Here is a 22,970-nt window from a genome sequence, read left to right as displayed (position 1 = left end):
GCGTCATCAGCGGCCTTCCATCGGGGGATCTGAACGCCACCCGATGGCTAGACCCTACGCCGTCCGGAGACGCGGCGCAGGTCTCTCCGGCATGTCGATCATTACGGTCCGGTGAACTCTCAGGACCCGAACCTGCGCTGGCGGCGGCCGAAGTCCCGCAGCGCCCGTAGGAAGTCGACGCGCCTGAAATCGGGCCACAGCGCCTCGCAGAAGTAGAACTCGCTGTACGCGCTCTGCCACATCAGGAACCCGGAGAGCCGCTGCTCGCCGGACGTCCGGATCACCAGGTCCGGATCCTGCTGGCCGCGCGTATAGAGGAAGGACGAGATGTGCTGGTCCGTCAGCTCCTCGGCGAGGGTCTCGAGGGACATGCCCTTCGCCGCGGCGTCGCGCATCAGTTCCTTCACGGCGTCGACGATCTCCCGCCGGCCCCCGTACCCCACGGCGACGTTGACGTGGAGGCCGTCGATCTTCTCGGTCGATGCCGCGAGGCCCACGAGTTTTTCCGCGAGGTCGTCGGGCAGGAGGTCGAGGGCGCCCACGGGCTGCACCCGCACCCGGTTGCTCTCGCCGAGCCGGTCTAGGGTGTTCGCGATGATGTCGAGGAGCTGGTCGATCTCCTCCTGGGGCCTGCCCATGTTGTCCGTCGAGAGCATGTACAGCGTCACGACGTCGACGCCGAGTTCCTCGCACCAGCCCAGGAACTCGTGGATCTTGTCCGCACCGGCCTGGTGCCCGTGGCTCGTCGGCGCACCCGCGAGCTTCGCCCACCGACGGTTGCCGTCCACCATGACGCCGATGTGGTGCGGGATGCGCTCGGGCGCGAGGTGTCGCTGCAGCCTGCGCTCGTAGAAGCTGTAGCCGACCTCGGGGAACTTCCACGTCACGCCCGGCTGCCTCCCCTGGTCGGCTCCGGCCCGGCCGGAGGAGATTCTCGATGCGGGCTCCCTGTGCCCCCTCCTACCGTACCGGCAGTTGCCTGACACCAGGCCGACCAGGGACGTTCGGAGCCCGTGGACCCGAGGTTACCCGCGGGTAACCTAGCTCCGGATCGGCTAGAATCCGAGGCATGACCCCGCGCCGTCCCGCCCCCGTCCCGGGCCCGCCGGATCCCGCCGGCAGCCCTGACACGGCCCTCGGGAATGCGGTGGACGCGGTGGCCGGTCCCCTCGCGGACGCGATCGCGACCAAGCCGCTCTGGCGAGGCTGGATCCATGCCGTCGCCACCCCCCTGGCCGTCGCGGCCGGGATCGTCCTCGTGGTCCTGGCCCCGACCCCGGGACTCCGGATCGCCTCCGCCGTCTACGCGCTGACCGGGGTGCTGCTCTTCGGCGTGAGCGCGGTGTACCACCGCGGCAGCTGGAGTCCCGGCGTCAAGGTGGTCCTGAAGCGGCTGGACCACACGAACATCATGCTCGTGATCGCCGGTTCCTACACGCCGCTGGCCTGGGCGCTGCTCGAGCGCGGCAAGGCCGGGACGCTGCTGTGGATCATCTGGAGCGGCGCGATCGCCGGCGTCCTGTTCCGCAACCTGTGGGTCCACGCACCGCGCTGGCTCTACGTGCCGGTCTACGTGGCCCTGGGCCTGGCGTCCGTGTTCTACATGCCCGACTTCTTCGCCGCGAACGTGCCCGCGGCCGTCCTGATCTGCGTCGGCGGCGTCCTGTACATCGCCGGGGCGGTGTTCTACGGGATCAAGCGCCCCAACTTCTCGGTGCGCGTCTTCGGCTTCCACGAACTCTTCCATGCCTTCACGGTGGCGGCCTTCGCGGCCCACTTCATCGCGATCATGCTCGCCGTGACGGACCCGATCCGGGGCTGACCGGCACGCAGCCCTGCCCGAGCGTCGTCAGCGGTTGTCCGGGCCGTGCTTCCCGCCCGGCCCTGGACGGCCGATGTCGTCCGGGCCCCGGAACCGACCCTCCCCGTCGGGCGTACCGTCCGTCATCCCCCGCTCCGCACGGGCCTGCTCCACCTCCGCGGTGTAGCGGACGCGCCGGATGCGCTTGACCATGTCCCGGATCAGGAAGATCACGAGGACGACGACGAACAGCGTCGCGAGGAAACCCAGTGTGCCGGGCGTCACCGAGGACGGATCCAGCCCCGGTTTCAGCGTCGGGTCGCCCGACGGCGTCGTCGCTGCAGCCAGGCTGAGGGAAGGGAACACGCATCCACCACTTTCGGAGCTCGCGGCGGGCCGAGCAGCCCGCCGCCAGCAATTCTACGCGGGATAGAAGTCGACCGCGGACCTAGGACTCCGGCGTGATGCCCGCGAAGAAGTCGTCCTCGGGCAGGGAGGACCCGACCCGCGACGTGATGAGGGAGTAGTCCTCCCACGGCCACACCTTCTGCTGCAGCTCGACCGACACGGCGAAGAAGAAGCCCTCCGGGTCGACCTGCGTCCGATGCGCGAGGAGAGCCCGCTCCCGGTGCCCGAAGAAGTCGCCGCAGTCGATCTGGGTGGTGGTGGGGTGCACGGGGGCGGGAGGCTGGTGGCCTTCGGCGTCCGCCTCCAGCCACTGCGCGAGCCGCTCGGCGTACGGCGACTGCAGGCCCGCCTCCTCGAGCGCGAAGTGCAGCGCACGGAAGCGCTCGGGGTTGAAGGCGCGGTCGTAGTAGAGCTTGGCCGGCGCCCACGGCTCACCCGTCCCGGGATACCGCTCCGGATCACCCGCGGCGTCGAACGCCTCGACCGCCACGCGGTGCGCCATGATGTGGTCGGGGTGCGGGTAGCCGCCGTTCTCGTCGTAGCTGATGATCACGTGCGGACGGAACTCGCGGACGAGCTTCACGAGCGGAGCCGCCGCGCGTTCGAGGGGCTGGAGCGCGAAGCAGCCGAAGGGCAGGTCGGGCAGCGGATCGCCCTCGGGCAGCCCGGAGTCGGTGAAGCCGAGCCACCGCTGCTGCACGCCGAGCTCGGCGACGGCCCGCGCCATCTCGATCCGGCGCAGGCCGGGGAGGTCGCGCTTGCCATGCGGGTCGTCGTCCATCGCCGCGTTGAGGATGTCGCCGCGCTCGCCTCCCGTGCAGGTCGCGACCAGCACCTCCGCTCCTGCCGCGACGTAGCGGGCCATCATGGCCGCGCCCTTGCTCGACTCGTCGTCGGGGTGGGCATGGACCGCGAGGAGGCGGAAGCCCTTCTGGGACACGCGGGGATGGTCCTGGCTCGACAACACGTGCTCCTGGCTCGATGCGGGAAGGGGACGGCCGGAGGGGCCGCCGTGGGGACGGTAAAATGGGAGCGTGAGCTCCGCCGATACGCCAACACCAAGAGTAGCCAATCGCTACGGCACCCCCAAGCCGAAGAAGCCGATGGGCCGCGTGCGGATGCTGGTCGTCGCGGCGGTCCTGGCGGCCGTGGCCGCGGTCGCCGCCGTCGCCCTGACCACCGGGAGCCCCGCCGTCTCCTCCAAGGACGTCGGGTTCTCCCTCTCCTCGGAGGGCCGGGCCGGCGTCGACTTCGAAGTGACGAAGGACCGCTCGGACACGGCACAGTGCGCCGTCCAGGTGCTGAGCGAGAACTACGCGGTGGTCGGCTGGAAGGTGGTCACCATCGGTCCGAACAGCGCCGACGAGGGCGTGAACGACGGCGGCACCACCGCTCATCGCGTCGATGTCCGCACCGATTCGCCTGCCGTCTCGGGTGGCGTCAACGCCTGCTGGATCGTCGGGGACTGAGCCCGGGAGCCGACCTTCTTGGGTTATGGCCCTCCCCCCTCTAGACTGGAGGGATACGTATCGCCCCGCTTCACCGGTGCACCGGCCTTCCGGTCCCAGGAGGCGGGGTGTTTGCTTGCCGGTGGTGACGGCCCCGCCCTTCCCCGGTGAAGCGACCACACGCCCCGCCCCGACCGGTGGAGGCCGTACCGAAGGAGATATCCCGTGTCCACTCACAGCGCACCCGTCGCCTGGCTCACACAGGAGTCCTACAACCGACTCAAGAGCGAGCTGGAGCACCTGTCCGGTCCCGGCCGCACCGAGATCGTGGCCCGCATCGAGCAGGCCCGCTCCGAGGGCGACCTCAAGGAGAACGGCGGCTACCACGCCGCCAAGGAGGAGCAGGGCAAGGCCGAGGCACGCATCCGGCAGCTCACCCATCTGCTGAACAACGCGCACGTGGGCGAGGCACCCGCCGACGACGGCGTCGTCGAGCCCGGCATGATGGTGTCCGCGAAGATCGCGGGCGACGTCGAGAACTTCCTCCTCGGCAGCCGCGAGGTGGCCGGCGACACCGATATCGACGTCTACAGCGAGAAGTCCCCGCTGGGCGCCGCGATCCAGGGCACGAAGGCCGGGGACACCGTCACCTACACCGCGCCCAACGGCAAGCAGATCACCGTCGAGATCATCTCGGCGACACCGTACGTCGGCTGAGGCCGGCTAGCCCTGCCCGGACCAGGAGCGGTCCGTCCCTCCGGGGGCGGGCCGCTCCCGTCTGAGCAGGAACGCCGCCAGTACGCCGCCGAGCGCGCCGAAGAGGTGCGCCTGCCACGAGATGTTCGTACCGACGACCGGCAGGATGCCCCACAGGATGGATCCGTACGCGGCGAACAGGACGACGGCGAGGAGGATCTGCTTCCAGTCCCGGTTGTAGAACCCGCGCGTGACGAGGTAGGTGAAGAGGCCGAAGACGACGCCCGACGCCCCGATCGTCAGTCCTCCGCCGAAGAGCCACGTGCCGAGGCCCGAGGCCATCCAGCTGACGCCGATCGCCACGAGGAAGCGGCGTGCGCCCTCGAGGAAGGCCAGGAACCCGAGGACGAGCAGCGGGAGGGTGTTGCCGGCCAGGTGCCCCGCGCCGGAGTGCAGCAGTGGAGCGAACACCACGCCGTCGAGACCCTCCAGCCGCCGCGGTGCGATCCCGAGGGTGCGCACGAGGCCGTTCCCGAGGACCGCGTCCAGGAGGAGTGCCGCCCACATCACGGCGACGAGGCCGGCCACGGTGACCAGCCCCGTCCGGGCCCGCCGGGCGAGGGGTGTCATCGCCGAGGCTCCTCAGCCCTGGATGACCTGGGGCTGGAAGCCTTCCGCGCGCAGGTTGCTGAGGACCTGTTCGCAGTGCTCGTCGCCCTTGGTCTCCATGTTGATGGTGATCGCGACGTCGCCCATGCTGATGGATCCGCCCACCCGGGTGTGGTCCACGCCGGTGACGTTGGCGTCCGACTCGGCGATGATCCGGGAGATGGTGGCCAGGGAGCCGGGCCGGTCGTCGAGCAGCATGCGCACCACGAGGTAGCGGCCCGCCGCGGCGAGTCCGCGCTGGATCACCTTCAGCATGAGCATCGGATCGATGTTGCCGCCCGAGAGCACGACGACGGTGTTGCCGGGTCGTGCGCCGTTCTCGGTGAGCTTCCCGTCGAGCAGGGCCGCCACCCCCACGGCGCCCGCGGGCTCGACGACCATCTTCGAACGCTCCAGCAGGAAGATCAGCGCCCGCGCGAGGGAGTCCTCGCTGACGGTCACGACGTCGTCCACGAGTTCCCGGATGATCGAGAAGGGCAGCTGGCCGGGGCGGCCGACCGCGATACCGTCCGCGATCGTCGAGACCTTGGTCAGGGGGACGAGGGCATCGGCGGCCAGGGAGGGCGGATAGGCCGCCGCGTTCTCGGCCTGCACGCCGATGATGCGGATCTCCCGGCCGAGCTCTTTCGCACGCGCCTTGACGGCCACGGCGACGCCGGCGAGGAGGCCGCCACCGCCGACACCCATCAGGATGGTGTCGACGTCGGGCACCTGCTCCAGGATCTCGAGACCGAGCGTCCCCTGCCCCGCCACGACATCCACGTTGTCGAACGGATGGACGAAGACGGCGCCGGTCTCGTCGGCGTACTTCTTGGCCTCGGCGAGCGCCTCGTCGACGTTGTGCCCGTGCAGCACCACTTCTGCGCCGTGCCCGCGCGTCGCGGCGAGCTTGGGCAGGGCCACCCCGAGGGGCATGTAGATCCGGGCGGCGATGCCGAGCCGGGCGGCGGCCACGGCGACGCCCTGCGCGTGGTTGCCTGCGGACGCGGCGACGACGCCGCGGGCGCGCTCCGCCTCGGTGAGCTGCGCCATCCGGTTGTACGCGCCGCGGACCTTGAAGGACCCCGCCCGCTGGAGGTTCTCGCACTTGAACGAGACGCTGGATCCCGTGATCCGTCCGAGTGCCCGTGACTGCTCGATGGGCGTGCGGGCGATGACGCCCTCGAGGGTACGCTGGGCGGCCTCGACGTCGGCGAGGGTCACCGGGAGGTCGGTGCCGTCGGGGAAGTCCAGCACGGTGGTCGCGGTGGGGGTGGTTGCTACGGTCTGCTCGGTCACTGGGAGATCTCTTCCTGGAGGGCTGTCGCCGGCTGGGCGGCGGGAGGTTCCGGGGTGCTGGCCGGTGACGACGGGAGCATGTCCTCCGTCGTCGCCGGCCTGCTAATGCCGGACCCTCCGCTGCGCGGCAGGGCACCCGGGGCGACGACCGGATCGTACTCCCACGCCCGCTGGGCGATGTAGCGCACCGAGGTGTTGAGGACCGCGAGGATCGGGACGGAGAAGAGGGCACCCGGGATGCCCGCGAGGAGCGTGCCGCCGGCCACCGCGAGGACGACGGCGAGCGGGTGCAGTGCGACGGCCGGTCCCATGATCAGGGGCTGCAGGACGTGCCCCTCGAGCTGCTGGACCAGGAGGACGATCGCGAGCATCACGAGGGCGTTGACCCAGCCGTTCGCGACCAGGGCGAGCAGGACGGCGACGGACCCCGTGGCGAGCGCGCCGACGATGGGGATGAAGGACCCGAGGAACACGAGGACGCTGAGCGGCAGGGCCAGCGGGACACCGATGATCGCCGCACCGACGCCGATACCGATCGCATCGACGCCGGCCACGAGCATCTGGACCCGGACGTAGCCGGCCATGGACGTCCAGCCCCTGCGCCCCGCGCCGTCGACGGCCGCCCGGGCGCGGACGGGTGCGAGTCCGACGACGAAGCGCCAGATGCGCCCGCCGTCGAGCAGGAAGAAGATGAGGGCGAACACCGTGAGCAGCGAGCCCGCGGCGACGTGGCCCGCCGTGGTCCCGAAGGACAGCGCGCCGCTGAGGATCGAGGCGCTGTTGTTCTGAGCTGCGTCGCCGAGGTCCTGCAGGTACCGGTCGATCTGCGATGCCGTGAGCTGCAGGGGTCCCTGCGCCAGCCAGTCCAGCATCTGCTGGATGCCGGCGCGGGCCTCGCCCCACAGACTGCCGAACCCCAGCGCCAGCTGCCGTCCGACGAGGAGGAGTGCGGCCGTGATGAGTCCGAAGAAGCCGACGAGGGTGATCGCCACGGCCAGGCCGTCCGGCACCCGTCGTCGTTGGAGCGCCTTCTTCAGCGGCAGGAGGAGCGCGGCGAGGAGCCCTGCGATCATGAGCGGGATGACGAGCAGGGAGACCCTGCCGAGCAGGTAGATCAGCACGCCCCCGATGACGATGACGAGCCCCAGCCGCCAGGACCAGGACGCGGCCACGCGCAGCGCGAAGGGGACGTCGTTGCGGTCGTCGGGTCGCGGGCGTTGCCGGAGCTCAGCAGGCTGCCGTGGCAGCGGGTCGGGCAGCGCGGCGGCGCCGCGGCTCACGGCGCGCTGGATGGCGCGCTGGGGATTCGCTCCGGGGAGACGCTGCATGGGCCAATCTTTCCATAGAAGGCCCTGGCGCTCCCTATCCGAGACCTGGCAGTATGCCCCATTCGGCGGAGAACGACGCGCCCGGGTCGAGCCAGCGAAGACCCTCCCCCGAGTTGAAGGCATCGGCCGGCGCCGTCATCGGCTCGATCGCGACGGCCGTGCTCACACCCGGGTAGACCGTGCTCACGAAGATGTGCGCGTAGGTGAACGACGCGTCGGCCCACAGCGTCACGCGCCGGCCGTCCGGCGCGGCGAGAACATGCTCGTGCCGGCCGCCGACCTGCTCCAGGGCGGTGAAGGCCGTGTCGATGCCGAGGTCCCCGACGCGCCGGCCCTCGCGCAGGTCGGAGTCCCCGGAGACGGCGACCTTCCCCGTCGGGATGGACCGGTCGTCCGCTTCGAACATCTCGTGCGCCTTCACCGTCAGGGTGAGCTCCTCCGTCGCGACACCGGAGATCCTGAGGTAGGGATGGGCACCGAGCGCGAACGGGGCGGCGTCGTCCGAGAGGTTGGTGAGCTCCTGGGTGACGGTGAGCTGCTCCTGGGTGAGCTCGTAGGTGGCCCGGTGCACCAGGTGGAACGGGTAGCCGTGCTGGGGGAACACCTCCGCCTCCAGGACCACGCGCGACGGAGCGGCATCGACGGCCCGGTAGCCCGTGTTGCGCAGGAGCCCATGGCTGGCGTTGCCCTTCGAGGGTTCGGTGATGTCGAGCTGCTGCTCCTTGCCGTGGAGGGTCCAGCGGCCTCCGGCGATGCGGTTGGGCCAGGGCGCCAGGAGGATTCCTCCGCCCCCGGCCGGGATGTCGCCGTCGCCCCAGGTCTCCGTGAGGGCGACGCCGTCGCGCTCGTAGGACCGCAGGGCGGCGGCGAGGCTGGCGACGACGACCGTCGAGGAGCCGGCCCGCAGGATGTGGTTGGTGCCGCTGGCGAGCCGGGAGTGCGTCATGCTGCGATGCTACCGCCGGTTGTCGCGACCTCCGATCGGTTCCCGGCACTGGCATCTCCCCCTATGATAAGTTTTGTTCGTTTTAGTTCGGACTCGTTCGAGTCCTCGGGGTGAGGCAGGAGGACCATGCTCGCAGCGGAACGGCACGCAGCCATCCTCGAGCGCCTCACGCACCAGCCCGCGGTCCGGGTCAGCGGACTCGCGCTCGCACTCGGCGTCTCGGAGATGACGGTCCGGCGTGACATCGACACCCTCGAGGCCCGCGGCGCCCTGATCCGCGTCCATGGCGGCGCGGTCAGGCCCGGCAGCCTGAGCTCGGTCGAGGCCGGCTTCGACGTCAACCGCACGAGGGGCGGACGGGCGAAGGAGCAGATCGCGGCGGCGGCGGTCTCGCTCCTGGTCCCCGGCATGACGGTGTCCATCACGGGCGGGACCACCACGTATGCCCTGGCGCCCCTGCTGTCGCGCGTACAGGGCCTGACCGTCATCACCAACTCGCTCCCCCTGGCGGACGAGCTCCACCGCCTGCACGCGGCCTCGCCCGCCGAGGCCCCGCAGGTCCTCCTCTCGGGCGGCCAGCTCACCCCGTCCAAGGCGCTCGTCGGCCCCCTCGCCACCAGCACCATCGCGTCCCTCCACGCGGACCTGTGCTTCATGGGAGCCCACGGCGTCGACACCGCCGCCGGCATCACCACCCCCAACCTCGCCGAAGCCGACACGAACCGGGCGTTCGCGCGCACCTGCGGCAAGCTCGTGATCCTCGCGGACTCCACCAAGCTCGGCGTGGTGAGCCTCGCCCGCGTCTCCGCGCTCGATGCCGCTGCCGTGCTGGTCACCGATCGGCAGCCCGACGACGACTACGCCGCCCTGACCCGCATCCTCTGCGATCCCGTCCCCGACCCCCACCTGGAAGAGCGCCCATGACCTCCATCACCCCGACTCGCCTGTCCGACGGGCGAGAGCTGATCTACTTCGATGCGCTCGAGGGCAGCGCCGCCCTGCACCGCGACGCGGCGGCCACCCATGACACCCGCGGGCTCCCGCCGCGCGGGCCGGCCGGGACCGCGCGCTACGACGCCCTGACCGGCGAGTGGATCGCCGTCGCGGCGCACCGCCAGTCCCGGACGCACCTGCCACCGGCGGACCAGTGCCCGCTGTGCCCCACGACGCCCTCGAACCTGTCGGAGATCCCCACCGACTACGAGGTCGTGGTGTTCGAGAACCGCTTCTCCTCCTTCGGCCCGGATCTCGGCGACCTCCCGGCCACGTCCGAGTGGGGTACGACGGCGCCGGCGTACGGCCGGTGCGAGGTGGTCGCCTTCGACTCCGCGCACGAGGGCTCCTTCGGTTCCCTCAGCCCCCAGCGTGCCAGGACCGTCATCGACGCCTGGGCCCACCGCACGGAGGCACTGTCCGCCATGCCCGGGATCAAGCAGGTCTTCTGCTTCGAGAACCGCGGCGCGGACATCGGCGTGACCCTGCTGCACCCCCACGGCCAGATCTACGCCTACCCGTTCATCCCGCCCCGCGCCGCGACCCTCGCGGCCCGGGCGGCCGAGTTCTTCGAGGCCTCCGGCGGGAAGCAGACGCTCCTGGGCCACGCCCTGGCCGCCGAGCGGGCCTCCGGGGACCGCATGGTGATCGAGGGGAAGCACTTCAGCGCCTTCGTCCCCTTCGCGGCGCGCTGGCCGCTCGAGGTGCATTTGGTCCCCCACCGCCGGGTGGCCGACATCGCGGGTCTGACCGGCGAGGAGCGGGACGAGCTCACCACGGTCTACCTGGAGCTCCTGGGCAGGCTGGACGCCCTCTACCCCACCCCCACGCCGTACATCGCGGCGTGGCAGCAGGCTCCGATCGACGACGCCCTCCGGCCCGCGAGCTATCTGCACCTCCAGCTGACCTCGCCCCGGCGCGCCGCCGACAAGCTGAAGTTCCTGGCAGGCTCGGAAGCCGCCATGGGGGCTTTCATCAACGACACCACCCCGGAGAAGGTCGCGGAAGCACTGCGCAGCGCCACTCCCGCCACCCGGAAGGATCCCGCATGAACTCCCCCACCGACCTCGCAGCAGCCTTCACGGACCGCTTCGGCGGCGAACCGGACGGCCTCTGGTCCGCTCCGGGACGCGTGAACGTGATCGGCGAGCACACCGACTACAACGACGGCTTCGTGCTGCCGTTCGCCATCAAGCACTCGACGACGGTCGCGGCCGCGGTGCGTCCGGACCGGATCGTGCGGGTCGCGTCGACGTTCGCGCCCGATGACGCTCCGGTGACGGCCGATCTCGACTCGCTGGAGGAGGGTGGCGTCCAGGGCTGGGCCGCCTATCCGCTCGGCGTCCTCTGGGCACTGGAGCAGTCGGGTCACCGCTGCCCCGGGATGGACCTGCTCGTGGATTCGTCCGTGCCGGTCGGCGCCGGGCTCTCCTCGTCCGCCGCGCTCGAGTGCTCCGTCGCCGTCGCCGCGAACGAACTGTCGGGTGCCGGGGTCTCCCGGCGTGAGCTCGCAGCGATAGGACAGCTCGCCGAGAACCGCATGGTGGGCGCACCCACCGGCATCATGGACCAGTCCGCATCACTGCTCGGCGAGGCCGGGCATGCGGTCTTCCTCGACTGCCGCACCACGGAGTCGAGGCTCGTGCCGCTCGACCTGGAGGGCGCCGGACTGGAGCTCATGGTCATCGACACGCGCGTCAGCCACTCCCACTCCACGGGTGGATACGCGGCGCGCCGCCGCTCCTGCGAACTCGGTGCCGAGCTCATGGGGGTCCCGGCGCTCCGGGACCTGTCGGTCGGGGACCTGGCCGAGGCCGCGGGCGTGCTGGACGAGGAGACGTTCCGGCGCGTCCGGCACATCCTGACCGAGAACGCCCGGGTGGAGGACACCGTGAAGGTGCTCACCGAGAAGGGACCCGCGGAGATCGGCCCGCTCCTCGTGGCGAGCCACGCCTCGATGCGCGACGACTTCGAGATCTCCTGTGCAGAACTCGACACGGCGGTGGACGCGGCGCTCGACGCGGGAGCCATCGGTGCCCGCATGACCGGTGGCGGTTTCGGCGGTGCCGCGATCGCCCTGGCGCGGGTCGGTGACGTCCCGGCCATCCGGGACGCCGTCGAAGCCGCCTTCACCGCGGCCGGTTTCCGGGCACCGGTCATCTTCAGCGTCCTGCCCGGTGCGGGTGCGGCCCGGATCGCCTGAGAGCTTCCAGGAAAGCAGAGGGGCCCGCAACCTCCCGGTTGCGGGCCCCTCTGCTCGTGATCCGCCTCAGCCGGCCGGCAGGCCGGGCGTCCGGATGCTACTCGTCGCCCCGAAGGATCGCGAGGAGTCGGAGGATCTCCACGTAGAGCCATACGAGCGTGACGGTGAGGCCGAAAGCGGCCGTCCACGAGTACTTCTGGGGAGCACCCTGCCGGACACCCTCGCTGATCGAGGTGAAGTCGACGATGAGCGAGAAGGCAGCCAGCCCGATGGCGAGGAGCCCGATGACCAGACCGAAGGGGATGTTGGTCCCCGGGATGTCAGCACTGCGGAGTCCGAACATGCCATCGGTGGCACCGAAGACCATGAGGCCGAGGTTCAGCAGGGAGAAGGCCGCGTAGCTGATGATAGCGATCAGAAAGAACTTCATGGCCTTCGGGGTGGCACGGACCTTACCGCTCTTGAAGAGGGCGAGGGTGACACCGAAGACGATCAGCGTTCCGAGCAGCGCCTGCAGCGCGATGCCCGGGAACATGCTCTCGAAGAACATGGTCAGGCCGCCGAGGAAGAGGCCCTCGAGACCCGCGTAGGCCAGGATCAGCGCGGGCGACGGCTCACGCTTGAAGGAGTTGACGAGGCCGAGCACGAAACCGCCGAGCGCACCCAGCACCATGAGGGGAAGGGCGAGGCCCGGAACGAGGAACGCAGGGATCGCGGCTCCCACCAGGACGACTCCCAGGGACAGGAGCGTCTTGACGATCACGTCGTCGAACGTCATCCGGCCCGTCTGCGCGGGTCCGGCGGACGGCTGGTTGTACATGTGCTCCAACTGCTGCTGGTTCGCGACGGTCTGACCCGCGTAGGTCGTGGTGCCGAAGCCTGCAGCCGCGTTGCCCCGGGTAGCGGAACGGAAATTCTTCCCGTTGAAAACCGGATTACCGCCAAGTGCCATTTCTGTAGTCCTCCAATAGGGGGCTGAGTGTTGTTGAAACCCTACCAATTCCAACGGTCCGGCCGGGGTTTTGTTCCCGGGCACCCGGCCGGACGGGAGGAATGGCAGCCGGAATTACAACACCAAGGTCCCTTGGTAAAACTTTCGTTACCGAATCGCTACCTCGTCGCGATGCTTTTGCGAAATCACGAAACATGCCGCTAGTAACATGATCCCCACGCCCGTGACACTCGTCACAACTCTTGATCCCGTCGGCTCGCCGCCGGGCCTGCCCCCACCGTGGAGGTTCCCATTTTGATTCCCCTATCGACGCCTGCACGGATCAGGAGGTCCCTGCTGCTGGTGCTCGGACTCCTGGCCACCGTGCTGCTCGGCGCCCCTGCGGCGCAGGCGTCTCCCCAGCTGCCCGACCAGGCACTGCACCAGGTCCGGACCGCCGGCACCGTCCAGGCCCAGGAGTTCGACAACCGGATCGGCGGCGTGCTCCGCGGTGCCGACGGTCCGATCGCCGACGTCACCGTCACCGCCACCGGCAACGGATTCGAAGGGGAGGCCACATCGGGCCCCAACGGCGCCTGGAGCATCGGGGTGCCCGAGCAGGGCACCTACGAGGTCGCCATCGACGAGGACACCCTTCCCGAGGGCATCGCCCTGGCCGAGGGGCAGGAGAATCCCCGCCAGGTCACCTTCGCCAACACCTCCAGCGCCACCACGCTGTTCCTCTTCGGCGAGGGCATCGTCGCCCAGCAGACCTCGTTCCTGGAGACACTCGCCGAACGCGCACTCGCCGGATTCAGCTTCGGCCTGCTGCTCGCCCTGAGCGCCGTCGGACTGTCCCTGATCTTCGGCACCACGGGGCTCACCAACTTCGCCCACGGCGAGATGGTCACCCTCGGCGCGGTCCTGGCCTTCGCCTTCGCGGCCGCCGGCCTCCCGATCGCCGTCGCCATCGTCCTCGCGGTCCTCGGCGGTGGACTCCTCGGCTACGTCCAGGACGCCGGGCTGTGGAAGCCCCTCCGCCGGCGCGGCACGGGACTCGTCCCGATGATGATCGTCAGCATCGGCTTCGCGCTGGCACTGCGGTACATCATCCAGTTCTTCTTCGGTGGCGCCACGCAGCAGCTGCCCGGCTCGCAGAGCCAGATCATCGATCTCGGCTCCATCTCGATCTCGCGCAACAACCTGACGTCGCTGATCGTGAGCCTCGTGATCATCCTGGCGGTCGCGTTCCTGCTCCTGCGGACACGCATCGGCAAGGCGACCCGCGCGGTCGCCGACAACCCCGCCCTCGCGGCCGCATCAGGCATCGACGTGGACCGCGTCATCCGGATCGTGTGGGTCATGGGCGGCATGCTCGCCGCCCTCGGCGGGATCCTCTGGGCCTACTACCGTCCCGGCGTCTCCTACAACATGGGGCAGCAGATCCTGCTGCTCATCTTCGCCGGCGTCACGCTCGGTGGCCTGGGCACCGTCTTCGGTGCACTGGTCGGCTCCATCATCGTCGGGCTGTTCGTGGAGATCTCCACCATCTGGCTCGAGGCAGACCTCAAATACGTGGGAGCGCTGCTGATCATGATTCTCGTGCTCCTGTTCCGGCCGCAGGGTATCCTCGGCCGCCGAGAGCGCATAGGTTAGGGGCTCCCCATGGACTTCGGAAACATCCTCATCAACGCGTTCGGCGAACTGATCAGCCCGACGACGGCCGCCTACGCGCTCGCCGCTCTCGGCCTCGCCGTCCACTTCGGCTACTCGGGCCTGCTGAACTTCGGCCAGGCCGGTTTCATGGCCGTCGGAGCCTACGGGTACGCCATCTCGACGCTCAGCTTCAACGCTCCGCTTCCCGTGGCCGTCCTGGTGGCGCTGCTGGCATCGGTCGTCTTCGCGATCGTGCTCGGCATCCCCACCCTGCGCCTCCGCGCCGACTACCTGGCCATCGTCACCATCGCCGCGGCCGAGATCATCCGGTACATCGTCACGACCAACGGCCTCACGGACATCACGGGATCCGCGAACGGACTCGCGGCGTTCGAGGGCGGGTTCTACTCGCTCAACCCGTTCAGGAACGACAGCTACGCGGTCGGCCCCCTCGACATGAGCGGACGGGACCTGTGGATCCGCGTCGTCGGCTGGGCCGTCGTGATCCTCGCGTGCCTCGTCGTCTGGCTCCTGATGCGCAGCCCCTGGGGCCGCGTCCTCAAGGGGATCCGCGAGGACGAGAACGCGGTGCGCTCGCTCGGCAAGAACGTCTACGCCTACAAGATGCAGGCACTCGTGATCGGCGGTGTCCTCGGTTCGCTCGCCGGCATCATCTTCACCCTGCCCCGCGGTGCCGTCCAGCCCGCGAACTACGCGACCGAGCTGACGTTCTTCCTCTACACCTGCCTCCTCCTCGGCGGCATGGCCACTGTCCTCGGCCCGGTCATCGGGGCGATGATCTTCTGGGTGGTGCTGTCGTTGACGCAGGGACTCCTGTACGGCGCGATCGAGGTCGGCGCCATCACGTTCCTGTCCAATTCGCAGGCGGGTCAGCTGCGCTACATCCTCGTGGGTGTCGCACTGATGCTGCTCATGGTCTTCAGGCCGCAGGGCGTCCTGGGTAACAAGAAGGAGTTGGCGTTCGCATGACCGGCAACCACGGCGACAGCAACAGCAACGGCGCGACGGGCAGCACCGCCGGGCTCCCCGACGGTCCGGGCGGTGCCCACGCGGCAGGCGTCCCGGCGGACGGTGGCGGTCCGGCCCCCGCGGCGGGAGCCCCGCACGACCACATGACGGACTCCGAGCCGATCACCACCGAGGCGGCCGGCCCCGGGTGCCGCAAGCGCGACCCCATCGTCGTCGCCCGCAACGTCACGCGCAGCTTCGGCGGCATCAACGCCGTCGACGTCGAGCACCTCGAGATCCCCCGGCACAGGATCACGGCCCTGATCGGTCCCAACGGCGCCGGGAAGACCACCCTGTTCAACCTGCTGACGGGCTTCGACGTGCCGAACAGCGGCGACTGGGAGTTCGACGGGAAGCCCCTGGCGAAGGTCGCCTCGCACAAGGTGGCACGGATGGGCATGGTCCGCACGTTCCAGCTCACCAAGGTCATGGGCAAGCTCACCGTCATGGAGAACATGCGGCTCGGCGCGACGGACCAGCCGGGCGAGAGCCTGGCCCGCGCCCTCTTCAAGGGGATCTGGGGCGGGCGTGAACGCGAGATCACTCAGCAGGCCGAGGTGCTGCTCACGAAGTTCAAGCTCGACACGAAGCGGGACGACTACGCCGCCTCGCTCTCCGGCGGGCAGCGCAAGCTCCTCGAGATGGCCCGGGCGCTCATGGTCCGGCCTCGGCTCGTGATGCTCGACGAGCCGATGGCGGGCGTCAACCCGGCGCTCACGCAGTCGCTCCTCGACCACATCAAGAACCTGAAGTCGGAGGGGATGACCGTCCTCTTCGTCGAGCACGACATGCACATGGTGCGCCACATCGCCGACTGGGTCGTGGTCATGGCCGAGGGCAAGGTCGTCGCCGAGGGTCCGCCGGACATCGTCATGAAGGACCAGGCCGTCATCGACGCGTACCTCGGCGCCCACCACGACGTCGACCTCGGGGACTCCACGGGCATCGAACGCCTCGAGGAGGAGCTCGCGCAGGACGAGGAGTCGGTCGTCGGCACGGAGGACGAGGGAATCCTCGGCCACGGCGTCACGGAGGTCGGCGGCGCACACGCTGCGGGCTCGCACAAGGATGAGGAGACGAAGTGAGAGAGGAATTCGAGGGCGACTCGGTGGTCAAGGTCACCGACCTCGTCGCGGGCTACATCCCCGGCGTGAACATCCTGAACGGCTGCAGCATCGAGGCACGGCGCGGTGAGCTGATCGGCATCATCGGCCCCAACGGAGCGGGCAAGTCCACACTCCTGAAGGCGATGTTCGGCCTCGTGAAGGTCCACTCCGGCACCGTCGTGGTGCGTGGACAGGACCTCACGGGCCTGAAGGCGAACCGGCTCGTCAGCCGGGGCGTCGGCTTCGTGCCGCAGAACAACAACGTCTTCGGCACGCTGACCATCGAGGAGAACCTCCAGATGGGCATGTACCAGCGGCCCAAGGACTTCAAGGAACGCTTCGACTTCGTGGCGGGACTCTTCCCCGAACTGGGCAAGCGCAAGGCGCAGCGGGCCGGCTCGCTGTCGGGCGGCGAACGCCAGATGGTCGCCATGGGCCGCGCGCTCATGATGGACCCGGCCGTCCTGCTGCTGGACGAGCCCTCGGCGGGCCTCTCCCCCGTCAAGCAGGACGAGACGTTCCTCCGGGTCCACGAGATCAACCGGGCCGGGGTCTCCGTGATCATGGTGGAGCAGAACGCGCGCCGCTGCCTCCAGATCTGCGACCGCGCCTACGTGCTGGACCAGGGCAAGGACGCGTACACGGGGACAGGCCGGGAACTGATGAAGGACCCGAAGGTCATCCAGCTGTACCTCGGCACGCTCGCGGACACCGCCTGAGCGGGGTCCGGTGATCCACCGGGCGCGGGAGTGATCCGGGCGCAGAGCGCAAGGGGTGGGCGGAGCCGGCAGCGGCTCCGCCCACAGCCGTTTAATGGCCGCTAGGTTGGGGAAGAGAGACGGGCAGGACGACGGAGGGACCCCGGACACATGGCAGGACTGGCCAGCACCACGATCGGCAAGGGGTTCGAGGTCCTGTTCCGCGGCATCAAGCACGTACGCCGGCACCGCCCCATCCATGCGCGCGGTCTGAGGCTCGACGGCGACGTCGTGGTGCACGACCACGGCCTCCGCAGCGGGATCCCATGGATCGACCAGCCGAGCACGGGCCCGGCCACGGCGCGCCTCTCGCGGTCGGTGGGGACCCCGGACGGGCTGCCGGACATCGTCGGCCTCGCGGTGCGGATCCATCATCCGGAGACCGCGCCGGCACCGTCGACGTTCTCGGACGTCCTGCTGTCCTCGACCGGGTGGTCCTTCCCTGCGCGTTTCGCCCTGGTCCCCCGGCTCCGCACCTCACGGGCTCCCCTGACCACGATGATGCCGTACCGCGGCGAGGACGGCCCCGTGCTGCTCGGTGCCCGGACGCTCACCCCCTCGGGCCTGCCCTCCTCGCTGCGGGCGTTCCAGCGGGCGCTGGGGGCTGCTCCGTGGCAGCTCGGCCTGTACTTCGCGACGCCGCGCGGTCCCTGGCAGCACTTCGGCACCCTGACGCTCCGCCTGGACCTGCAGGGTGAGGAGAAGGACCTGCGCTTCGACGCCGTGCTGCACCCCCTGGCCGGCGCCGGGACCTACGACTGGGCCCGCAGGGTCCGCGAGCCCTCCTACGCCCTCTCCAGGCGCCGGCCGGGGGACGCCTGACCCTGCACCGCCCTGCCCAGGGCCGCGCGGTCGACGCCGCGCCTCCTCGGCTCACGCCGTGCACGGAGAAGGCCCCGTCCACGCCTTCCTGGGAAGGGTGGCCGGGGCCTTCTGCGTGTGTCTTCCGATCGGGGTGGAATCCCGGACTAGAGCTTTCCGACCTCGGAACGGCTCGGCTGGGGCTTGTTCTCGGCGTCGTACTTGTAGATACCGATGGCGGCCTCGGTGGGGTCACCGTTCTCGTCGAAGGTCACGGGACCGGACACTCCGTCGTAGTCGATGTCCTCGCCCTCGCGCAGGAGCGTGACGCAGCCCGCGAAGTCGAAGCACTTGGTACCGTCCTTCGAGACGGACTCGAGCTGCTTCGCGATCTCCGTGCCCTCGACGCTTCCCGCGGCCTCGGAGGCGAGCGAGATGAGGTTCACGGCGTCGTAGCTCTCGCCGGCGTAGGCGTAGCTGGTGAGGTTCGGGTCGATCGTCGCGAGGCTCTCCTGGAAGCCGGTTCCGGTGAAGGGGCCGGGGATGGTGCCCTGGGCTCCTTCGAGGGTTCCTGCGTCGAGGTCCGCGCTGTAGTCGGAGGTGTTGCCGTCGACCATGAACAGCGTGCTGGCATCGATGCCCTTGGCGACGAGCAGCGGGACGATGCTCTTGGCCTCGTCGAAGCTGATGAGGACGATCGCATCCGGCTTCGCCGCGGCGATCGCGTCCACCTGGCTCGAGAACTGCGAGTCACCCGTGTTGAACATCTCGTTGGCGACGACCTGGCCGCCCGCCGACTCGACGGTCTCCTGGATGGTGCCCTGCAGGCCGGTGCCGTACGCGTCGTTCAGGGTGATCATGCCGACGGTCTGGGCGCCACAGGTCATGATGTAGTTGCCGAGCGTGCGGCCCTGGAGGACGTCCGAGGGAGCGGTGCGGAAGTACAGTCCCTGGTCGTCCCAGGTCGTGAACTCGGCGGCGGTGTTGGCGGGCGAGAACTGCACCACGCCGGCACCGGTGATCTGGTTGATGACGGTCTTCGAGACGCCCGACGATGCGGCACCGACGATGGCGCTGACGTTCTGCGAGAGCAGATCGGTCACGGACTGGGTCGCGATGTCGGTGGTGGTGTCACCGGAATCACGGTGCGTGATCGAGATGTCCTGGCCCAGCACACCGCCTGCGGCGTTGACTTCCTCGACGGCGAGGTTGACGCCGGCGATCTCGGGCGGGCCGAGGAACGCGAGGGTGCCGGTGGTCGGCAGGATGGAGCCGATCTTGAGCGGCTCCGGGCTCGTGGTCTTGCTGGCCGGTACGGCTGCGGGATCACCCTTCTCGCCCTGCTCCTCACCGGTGCCGCCCTCGCTCTCGGGACAGGCCAGTGCAGAAGTGCCGGCAGCAGCGGTGGTCTCGGTGTCGCCACCCTCGGCCTCGGAACCCGTGGTCCCGCCGCCACCGCAGCCGGAGGCAAAGAGCGCGATGCCCAGGCTCAGGGCAGCGACCTTTGCCGCGCGCGGGGCATTCTCCCCGATGCCGAACCGCGCGGAGTTGCGTGATGCAGTCATTAATTAGTCTCCTCGACCGAAAGGCTCTTGCCGCCTTTGACGCGATTGCCAGGTGTTCCTGGCTTGTAGGAAAAACTAATGCAATTTTGTGTCTGAGATAAGGGAATCGGGTTACATCCTTGTAACGCTCATCACAGGAGGTGGAACGCACTCTTGACAGCGGGCGCTACTCAGTCCACTGCCTATCGACGGACGGCAGCCGTGCGGTTCGAAACAGGACGGTGGGCCGTGGACGGGGAGTGCCCCAGCAGGGACTCGAACCCTGACTGAACAGATTTTAAGTCTGCTGCCTCTGCCATTGGGCTACTGGGGCCGGCCGGCCGGTCAAGCGTACCGCGGACACGCGGACCTCCCGGACACGCTCCACGAAGAACGACGGCGACCCCGGGGAGGCGGTCGCCGTCGTTCTTCGTGCTGTGCTGCGCTACGTCAGGCGGAAGCCTTCGCGGATGCGGCCTTGCCTGCCGGCGTGGGCGGCTGGCTCTGCAGCGCCGTGTCCTTCTTCGGCGGCGGGGTGGCCGCCTCGCGGAACTGGCGCTGGGGCGTCTGGAGGTCCGAGATCGGGGCCAGGTCGCGGCCGAACAGGAAGCTCATGCTCCAGTTGACGATCACGCGGGCCTTGCGCTCGTACATGGGCATCGCGAAGCCGTGGTAGCCGCGGTGTGCGAGCCAGGCCGGGAAGCCCTTCATGCCGAAGCCCATGATGTTCGCGACACCCTTGAACTGGCCGAATCCGGCCACGGCGCCGAGGTTGGTGTGGCGGTACTCCTTGACCTCACCCAGCCCGTAGTTCGCCGCCAGGATGTTGGCGGCGAGGAGCTTGGCCTGGCGCACGGCGTGCTGGGCGTTCGGGACGCAGAAGCCGCCGACTCCCCCACCGGTGAGGTCCGGCACGGCAGCGACGTCGCCGGCGGTCCAGGCGTGCTCGATGGGTCCGTCGTCACCCGTGATGCGCAGCTCGGGGGTGGCACGGACGCGGCCGCGCTCGTCGACCGGGAAGTCGGTGGAGCGGACCACGGGGTTGGCCTGCACACCGGCGGTCCAGATGAGGGTGTCGGTCTCGAACTCGTCGGCGGGCGTCTTGTCCGGCATGTTGATGAGCTTGAGGGTGCCGTCGACGGCGCTGGAGAGCGACGTGTTCAGCAGGACCTCGATCTGGCGGGAGCGGAGGTGGCCGACGACCCACTCGGCCTGCTCGGCGGTGACCTCGGGCATGATGCGTCCCATGGCCTCGACGAGGACGAAGCGCAGATCGGAGCGGCTGAGGCGTCCGTTGGCCTTCACGGCGTCGCGGGCCGCGTCCTCCATCTCCGTGATGGTCTCGATCCCGGCGAATCCGCCGCCGACGACGACGAAGGTCAGGGCGCTATCGCGCTCGGGACCCTCGGGCAGGACGGAGGCCGTCTCGATGCGCTCGAGCATCCGGTCGCGGAGCGCCACGGCCTCCTCGATGGTCTTGAGGCCGATGCCCTGGTCCTTGAGCCCGTCGATCGGGAAGGTACGCGTGATGGAACCGGCAGCGACGACGACGTCGGTGTAGCCGAGGTCGAACGGGTCACCGCCGCCCGTGGGGGCGATCGTGGCCTTGCGGCCTGCGTGGTCGATCGAGGTGACCTTGCCCGAGATGAGCTCCGTCTTCCGCAGGTGCTTGCGGTGGGACACGATCGCGTGGCGCGGTTCGATGCTGCCGGCGGCGACCTCGGGGAGGAACGGCTGGTAGGTCATGTAGGGCAGCGGATCGACCAGCGTGACGATCCCGCCGTGGTCCTTGACCTTTTTCTGCAGCCTGTGCGCGACGTAGAGGCCTACGTAACCGCCGCCGACGACGAGGATGCGCGGGCGGTCCGAGAAGTGTGGGTTCGATGCCATGTCCCCGATGCTACCGGACTTTGTGAAAATCTTCACTAACTCCGTGGCGGACGCGGAACCCCTGGCGCTCCCCGCTCGTTCCCGCGTCCCGGGACCGCCACGACCGGGCCCGGTTCGTCCCCGGCGGACCCGGTCCGGCGCCTCCTCACGCGGGTCACGTGCAGCCCCCCGCCCGCCAGCACGGCGAGCATCAGGGCGCCGGATCCGAGGACGACGACGGCGGGTACGGTGTGGACCGACGCGAGCGGATCCTCGGCCGTCGGTACCGGCGGTGGAGGGATCACCTCTGCCGCGGGGAGATCCGGCGGCGTGGGCAGGGGTGTGGGCGCCGTGCCCCCGCGGCGGTAGAGCTGGATCCACTCCGCCATGCTGCCGAGCCTGTTCTCCTCCGGCACCGCGAGGTCCTCCCCGACAGCGGCGGCGACGTCGAGCACGCCGTAGCCGTAGAGCGTGTCGAACCCCGGGCGGCCTGCATCGCGCGCGGTGCCGACGATGCGGTTGACGACCTGCGCTGCCGAGAGCTCGGGGTACCTGGACCGGATGAGCGCGGCGACGCCGGACACGAGGGGTGCCGCGCCGGAGGTGCCGGACCAGTCGGCGTAGAAACCACCGGGCAGGCCTCCGACGAGATTCTCGGACGGAGCGGCGACCGCGATGCTGATGCCCTCCGAGGACGCCTCGGCGCTCGCGACGCCGGACCGGTCGAGTCCTGCGACCGCGAGGACGCCGGGGATCGTGGCGGGCGCGCCGACCTGGGTCAGTCCCCCGGCCCGGTTGCCTGCGGCGGCGACGATGACGACGTCGTTCTGCTCCGCGTACAGGAAGGCCTCGTCCCAGCTCTCCGGCCAGGCGGTACTGGTACTGCCGAGGGACATGTTGATGACGTCGGCGCCGTTGTCGACGGCCCAGCGGACGGCGGCCGGTACCTGCTCGTCCACCGTCACGCCTGCGGGGTTGGGGCCGCTGTTCTGCCCCTCGATCCACACCGAGACGGCGAGCAGGTCGGCCTTCGGGGCCACCCCCACGATGCCGTCCGGCCCCTCGCCGTACTGGCCGAAGGGGTCCCGCGCGGGCGTGGCCTTCGCCGTGCTGCCGCCGGACGGCCGGGCCGACGGTCCCGCCTGCTCCGGTCCGTCGGTGTGCCCGCGTCCGGCCAGGAGGGTCCCGACGAGGGTGCCGTGGCCGGGCACCTCCCCGATGCCGCGCTGCCCCCGCGGATCTCCCGCGCCGGAGGCGTCCGTGCCGCCCACCACGGCACCGGCCAGATCCGGATGGTTCCCGTCGATCCCGCTGTCGATCACGGCCACCGTGACGCCCTCACCCTGCGTGCTCCTCCAGGCCTCGGCGATGCCGTAGTCCTCGAGCCAGTACTCCTTGGCACGCACCTCGTCCGCCGCGGCGGGCACCGCGGCCGGCAGCAGGGCCACCAGGCCGACGACGACGGCGGCGCCCGTCCGCACGGCGAGGCGCCGTCGGGTGCGCATC

Annotated in this window: 22 protein-coding genes and 1 tRNA gene; 11 read left to right on the top strand and 12 right to left on the bottom strand. The window is 69.8% G+C overall.

What is annotated here, in order from left to right; genetic code table 11:
- Positions 1-119: 119 nt before the first annotated feature.
- Positions 120-887, bottom strand: a complete 768-nt coding sequence (locus tag ACX80U_RS04815) for an isoprenyl transferase (RefSeq protein WP_133081999.1) — start codon at positions 885-887, stop codon at positions 120-122.
- 182 nt (positions 888-1,069) lie between these two features.
- Here ACX80U_RS04815 and trhA point away from each other — a divergent pair, with 182 nt between their 5' ends.
- Entirely contained in the window at positions 1,070-1,822 is a 753-nt protein-coding gene (gene trhA, locus ACX80U_RS04810; RefSeq protein WP_133081998.1) for a PAQR family membrane homeostasis protein TrhA, read from the top strand.
- Between the two features lie 27 nt (positions 1,823-1,849).
- On the opposite strand, the gene ACX80U_RS04805 is transcribed toward trhA, so the two are convergent.
- Positions 1,850-2,167, bottom strand: a complete 318-nt coding sequence (locus tag ACX80U_RS04805; protein WP_459267595.1) for a hypothetical protein — start codon at positions 2,165-2,167, stop codon at positions 1,850-1,852.
- Between the two features lie 82 nt (positions 2,168-2,249).
- The gene (gene mca, locus ACX80U_RS04800; RefSeq protein WP_459267594.1) at positions 2,250-3,173 is read right to left on the bottom strand and encodes a mycothiol conjugate amidase Mca; all 924 of its coding nucleotides are present in this window, start codon (positions 3,171-3,173) and stop codon (positions 2,250-2,252) included.
- 70 nt (positions 3,174-3,243) lie between these two features.
- Here mca and ACX80U_RS04795 point away from each other — a divergent pair, with 70 nt between their 5' ends.
- Both ACX80U_RS04795 and greA read left to right on the top strand, forming a co-directional pair.
- On the top strand, positions 3,244-3,678 hold the full coding sequence (locus ACX80U_RS04795; protein WP_459267593.1) for a DUF4307 domain-containing protein: 435 nt from the start codon (positions 3,244-3,246) through the stop codon (positions 3,676-3,678).
- A 204-nt stretch (positions 3,679-3,882) separates the two neighbouring features.
- On the top strand, positions 3,883-4,374 hold the full coding sequence (gene greA, locus ACX80U_RS04790; protein ID WP_133081996.1) for a transcription elongation factor GreA: 492 nt from the start codon (positions 3,883-3,885) through the stop codon (positions 4,372-4,374).
- Between the two features lie 6 nt (positions 4,375-4,380).
- On the opposite strand, the gene ACX80U_RS04785 is transcribed toward greA, so the two are convergent.
- From ACX80U_RS04785 to ACX80U_RS04770, 4 genes are read right to left on the bottom strand one after another with little or no spacing between them, the layout of a single operon-like run.
- Positions 4,381-4,983 carry a rhomboid family intramembrane serine protease gene (locus ACX80U_RS04785; protein ID WP_459267592.1) on the bottom strand — a complete coding sequence of 201 codons (603 nt, stop codon included), beginning with the start codon at positions 4,981-4,983 and terminating at the stop codon, positions 4,381-4,383.
- Between the two features lie 12 nt (positions 4,984-4,995).
- Positions 4,996-6,255, bottom strand: coding sequence for a threonine ammonia-lyase (gene ilvA / locus ACX80U_RS04780; protein WP_133082267.1), 1,260 nt, complete (start codon positions 6,253-6,255; stop codon positions 4,996-4,998).
- Between the two features lie 41 nt (positions 6,256-6,296).
- Entirely contained in the window at positions 6,297-7,628 is a 1,332-nt protein-coding gene (locus ACX80U_RS04775) for an AI-2E family transporter (RefSeq protein WP_133081994.1), read from the bottom strand.
- 34 nt (positions 7,629-7,662) lie between these two features.
- Positions 7,663-8,574, bottom strand: coding sequence for an aldose 1-epimerase family protein (locus tag ACX80U_RS04770; RefSeq protein ID WP_459267591.1), 912 nt, complete (start codon positions 8,572-8,574; stop codon positions 7,663-7,665).
- A 126-nt stretch (positions 8,575-8,700) separates the two neighbouring features.
- Between ACX80U_RS04770 and ACX80U_RS04765 the strand changes: the two genes are divergently transcribed.
- The 3 genes from ACX80U_RS04765 to galK are packed head-to-tail and all read left to right on the top strand — an operon-like array spanning position 8,701 to position 11,770.
- Positions 8,701-9,498 (top strand): DeoR family transcriptional regulator, encoded by a 798-nt coding sequence (locus ACX80U_RS04765; RefSeq protein ID WP_133081992.1) that lies wholly within the window; start codon positions 8,701-8,703, stop codon positions 9,496-9,498.
- Positions 9,495-10,619, top strand: a complete 1,125-nt coding sequence (galT, locus tag ACX80U_RS04760) for a galactose-1-phosphate uridylyltransferase (RefSeq protein ID WP_459267590.1) — start codon at positions 9,495-9,497, stop codon at positions 10,617-10,619. Before ACX80U_RS04765 ends, galT begins: the two co-directional genes overlap by 4 nt.
- Positions 10,616-11,770, top strand: a complete 1,155-nt coding sequence (galK, locus tag ACX80U_RS04755) for a galactokinase (RefSeq protein WP_459267589.1) — start codon at positions 10,616-10,618, stop codon at positions 11,768-11,770. Before galT ends, galK begins: the two co-directional genes overlap by 4 nt.
- A gap of 97 nt (positions 11,771-11,867) precedes the next feature.
- Here the strand turns inward: galK and ACX80U_RS04750 are convergent, their stop codons facing one another.
- Positions 11,868-12,722 carry a Bax inhibitor-1/YccA family protein gene (locus ACX80U_RS04750; protein ID WP_459267588.1) on the bottom strand — a complete coding sequence of 285 codons (855 nt, stop codon included), beginning with the start codon at positions 12,720-12,722 and terminating at the stop codon, positions 11,868-11,870.
- A gap of 294 nt (positions 12,723-13,016) precedes the next feature.
- Here ACX80U_RS04750 and ACX80U_RS04745 point away from each other — a divergent pair, with 294 nt between their 5' ends.
- The 5 genes from ACX80U_RS04745 (at position 13,017) to ACX80U_RS04725 (ending at position 18,072) form a co-directional block, all read left to right on the top strand.
- Positions 13,017-14,357: an ABC transporter permease subunit gene (locus ACX80U_RS04745; protein ID WP_459267587.1), complete on the top strand. Its 1,341-nt coding sequence runs from the start codon at positions 13,017-13,019 to the stop codon at positions 14,355-14,357.
- A 9-nt stretch (positions 14,358-14,366) separates the two neighbouring features.
- Positions 14,367-15,347 carry a branched-chain amino acid ABC transporter permease gene (locus tag ACX80U_RS04740; RefSeq protein ID WP_133081987.1) on the top strand — a complete coding sequence of 327 codons (981 nt, stop codon included), beginning with the start codon at positions 14,367-14,369 and terminating at the stop codon, positions 15,345-15,347.
- A gap of 143 nt (positions 15,348-15,490) precedes the next feature.
- Entirely contained in the window at positions 15,491-16,471 is a 981-nt protein-coding gene (locus ACX80U_RS04735; protein WP_459267636.1) for an ABC transporter ATP-binding protein, read from the top strand.
- Positions 16,468-17,211 (top strand): ABC transporter ATP-binding protein, encoded by a 744-nt coding sequence (locus tag ACX80U_RS04730; protein ID WP_133081986.1) that lies wholly within the window; start codon positions 16,468-16,470, stop codon positions 17,209-17,211. The genes ACX80U_RS04735 and ACX80U_RS04730 overlap by 4 nt, the downstream gene beginning before the upstream one ends.
- A gap of 150 nt (positions 17,212-17,361) precedes the next feature.
- Positions 17,362-18,072, top strand: a complete 711-nt coding sequence (locus tag ACX80U_RS04725; protein WP_459267586.1) for a hypothetical protein — start codon at positions 17,362-17,364, stop codon at positions 18,070-18,072.
- A 146-nt stretch (positions 18,073-18,218) separates the two neighbouring features.
- Here the strand turns inward: ACX80U_RS04725 and ACX80U_RS04720 are convergent, their stop codons facing one another.
- The 4 genes from ACX80U_RS04720 to ACX80U_RS04705 form a co-directional block, all read right to left on the bottom strand.
- On the bottom strand, positions 18,219-19,616 hold the full coding sequence (locus ACX80U_RS04720) for an ABC transporter substrate-binding protein (RefSeq protein WP_133081984.1): 1,398 nt from the start codon (positions 19,614-19,616) through the stop codon (positions 18,219-18,221).
- A gap of 240 nt (positions 19,617-19,856) precedes the next feature.
- Positions 19,857-19,929, bottom strand: a tRNA-Leu gene (locus tag ACX80U_RS04715).
- 116 nt (positions 19,930-20,045) lie between these two features.
- Entirely contained in the window at positions 20,046-21,485 is a 1,440-nt protein-coding gene (locus tag ACX80U_RS04710; protein WP_459267585.1) for an NAD(P)/FAD-dependent oxidoreductase, read from the bottom strand.
- A gap of 35 nt (positions 21,486-21,520) precedes the next feature.
- A complete protein-coding gene (locus ACX80U_RS04705; RefSeq protein ID WP_459267584.1) occupies positions 21,521-22,969 on the bottom strand; it encodes a S8 family serine peptidase in 1,449 nt (482 codons plus the stop codon).
- Between the last annotated feature and the right edge of the window lies 1 nt (position 22,970).

The sequence above is a fragment of the Arthrobacter sp. TmT3-37 genome (genome assembly GCF_054510835.1).
The sequence above is the reverse complement of the archived record's forward strand: the minus strand, read 5'-3'. Positions and strand labels throughout refer to the sequence as shown.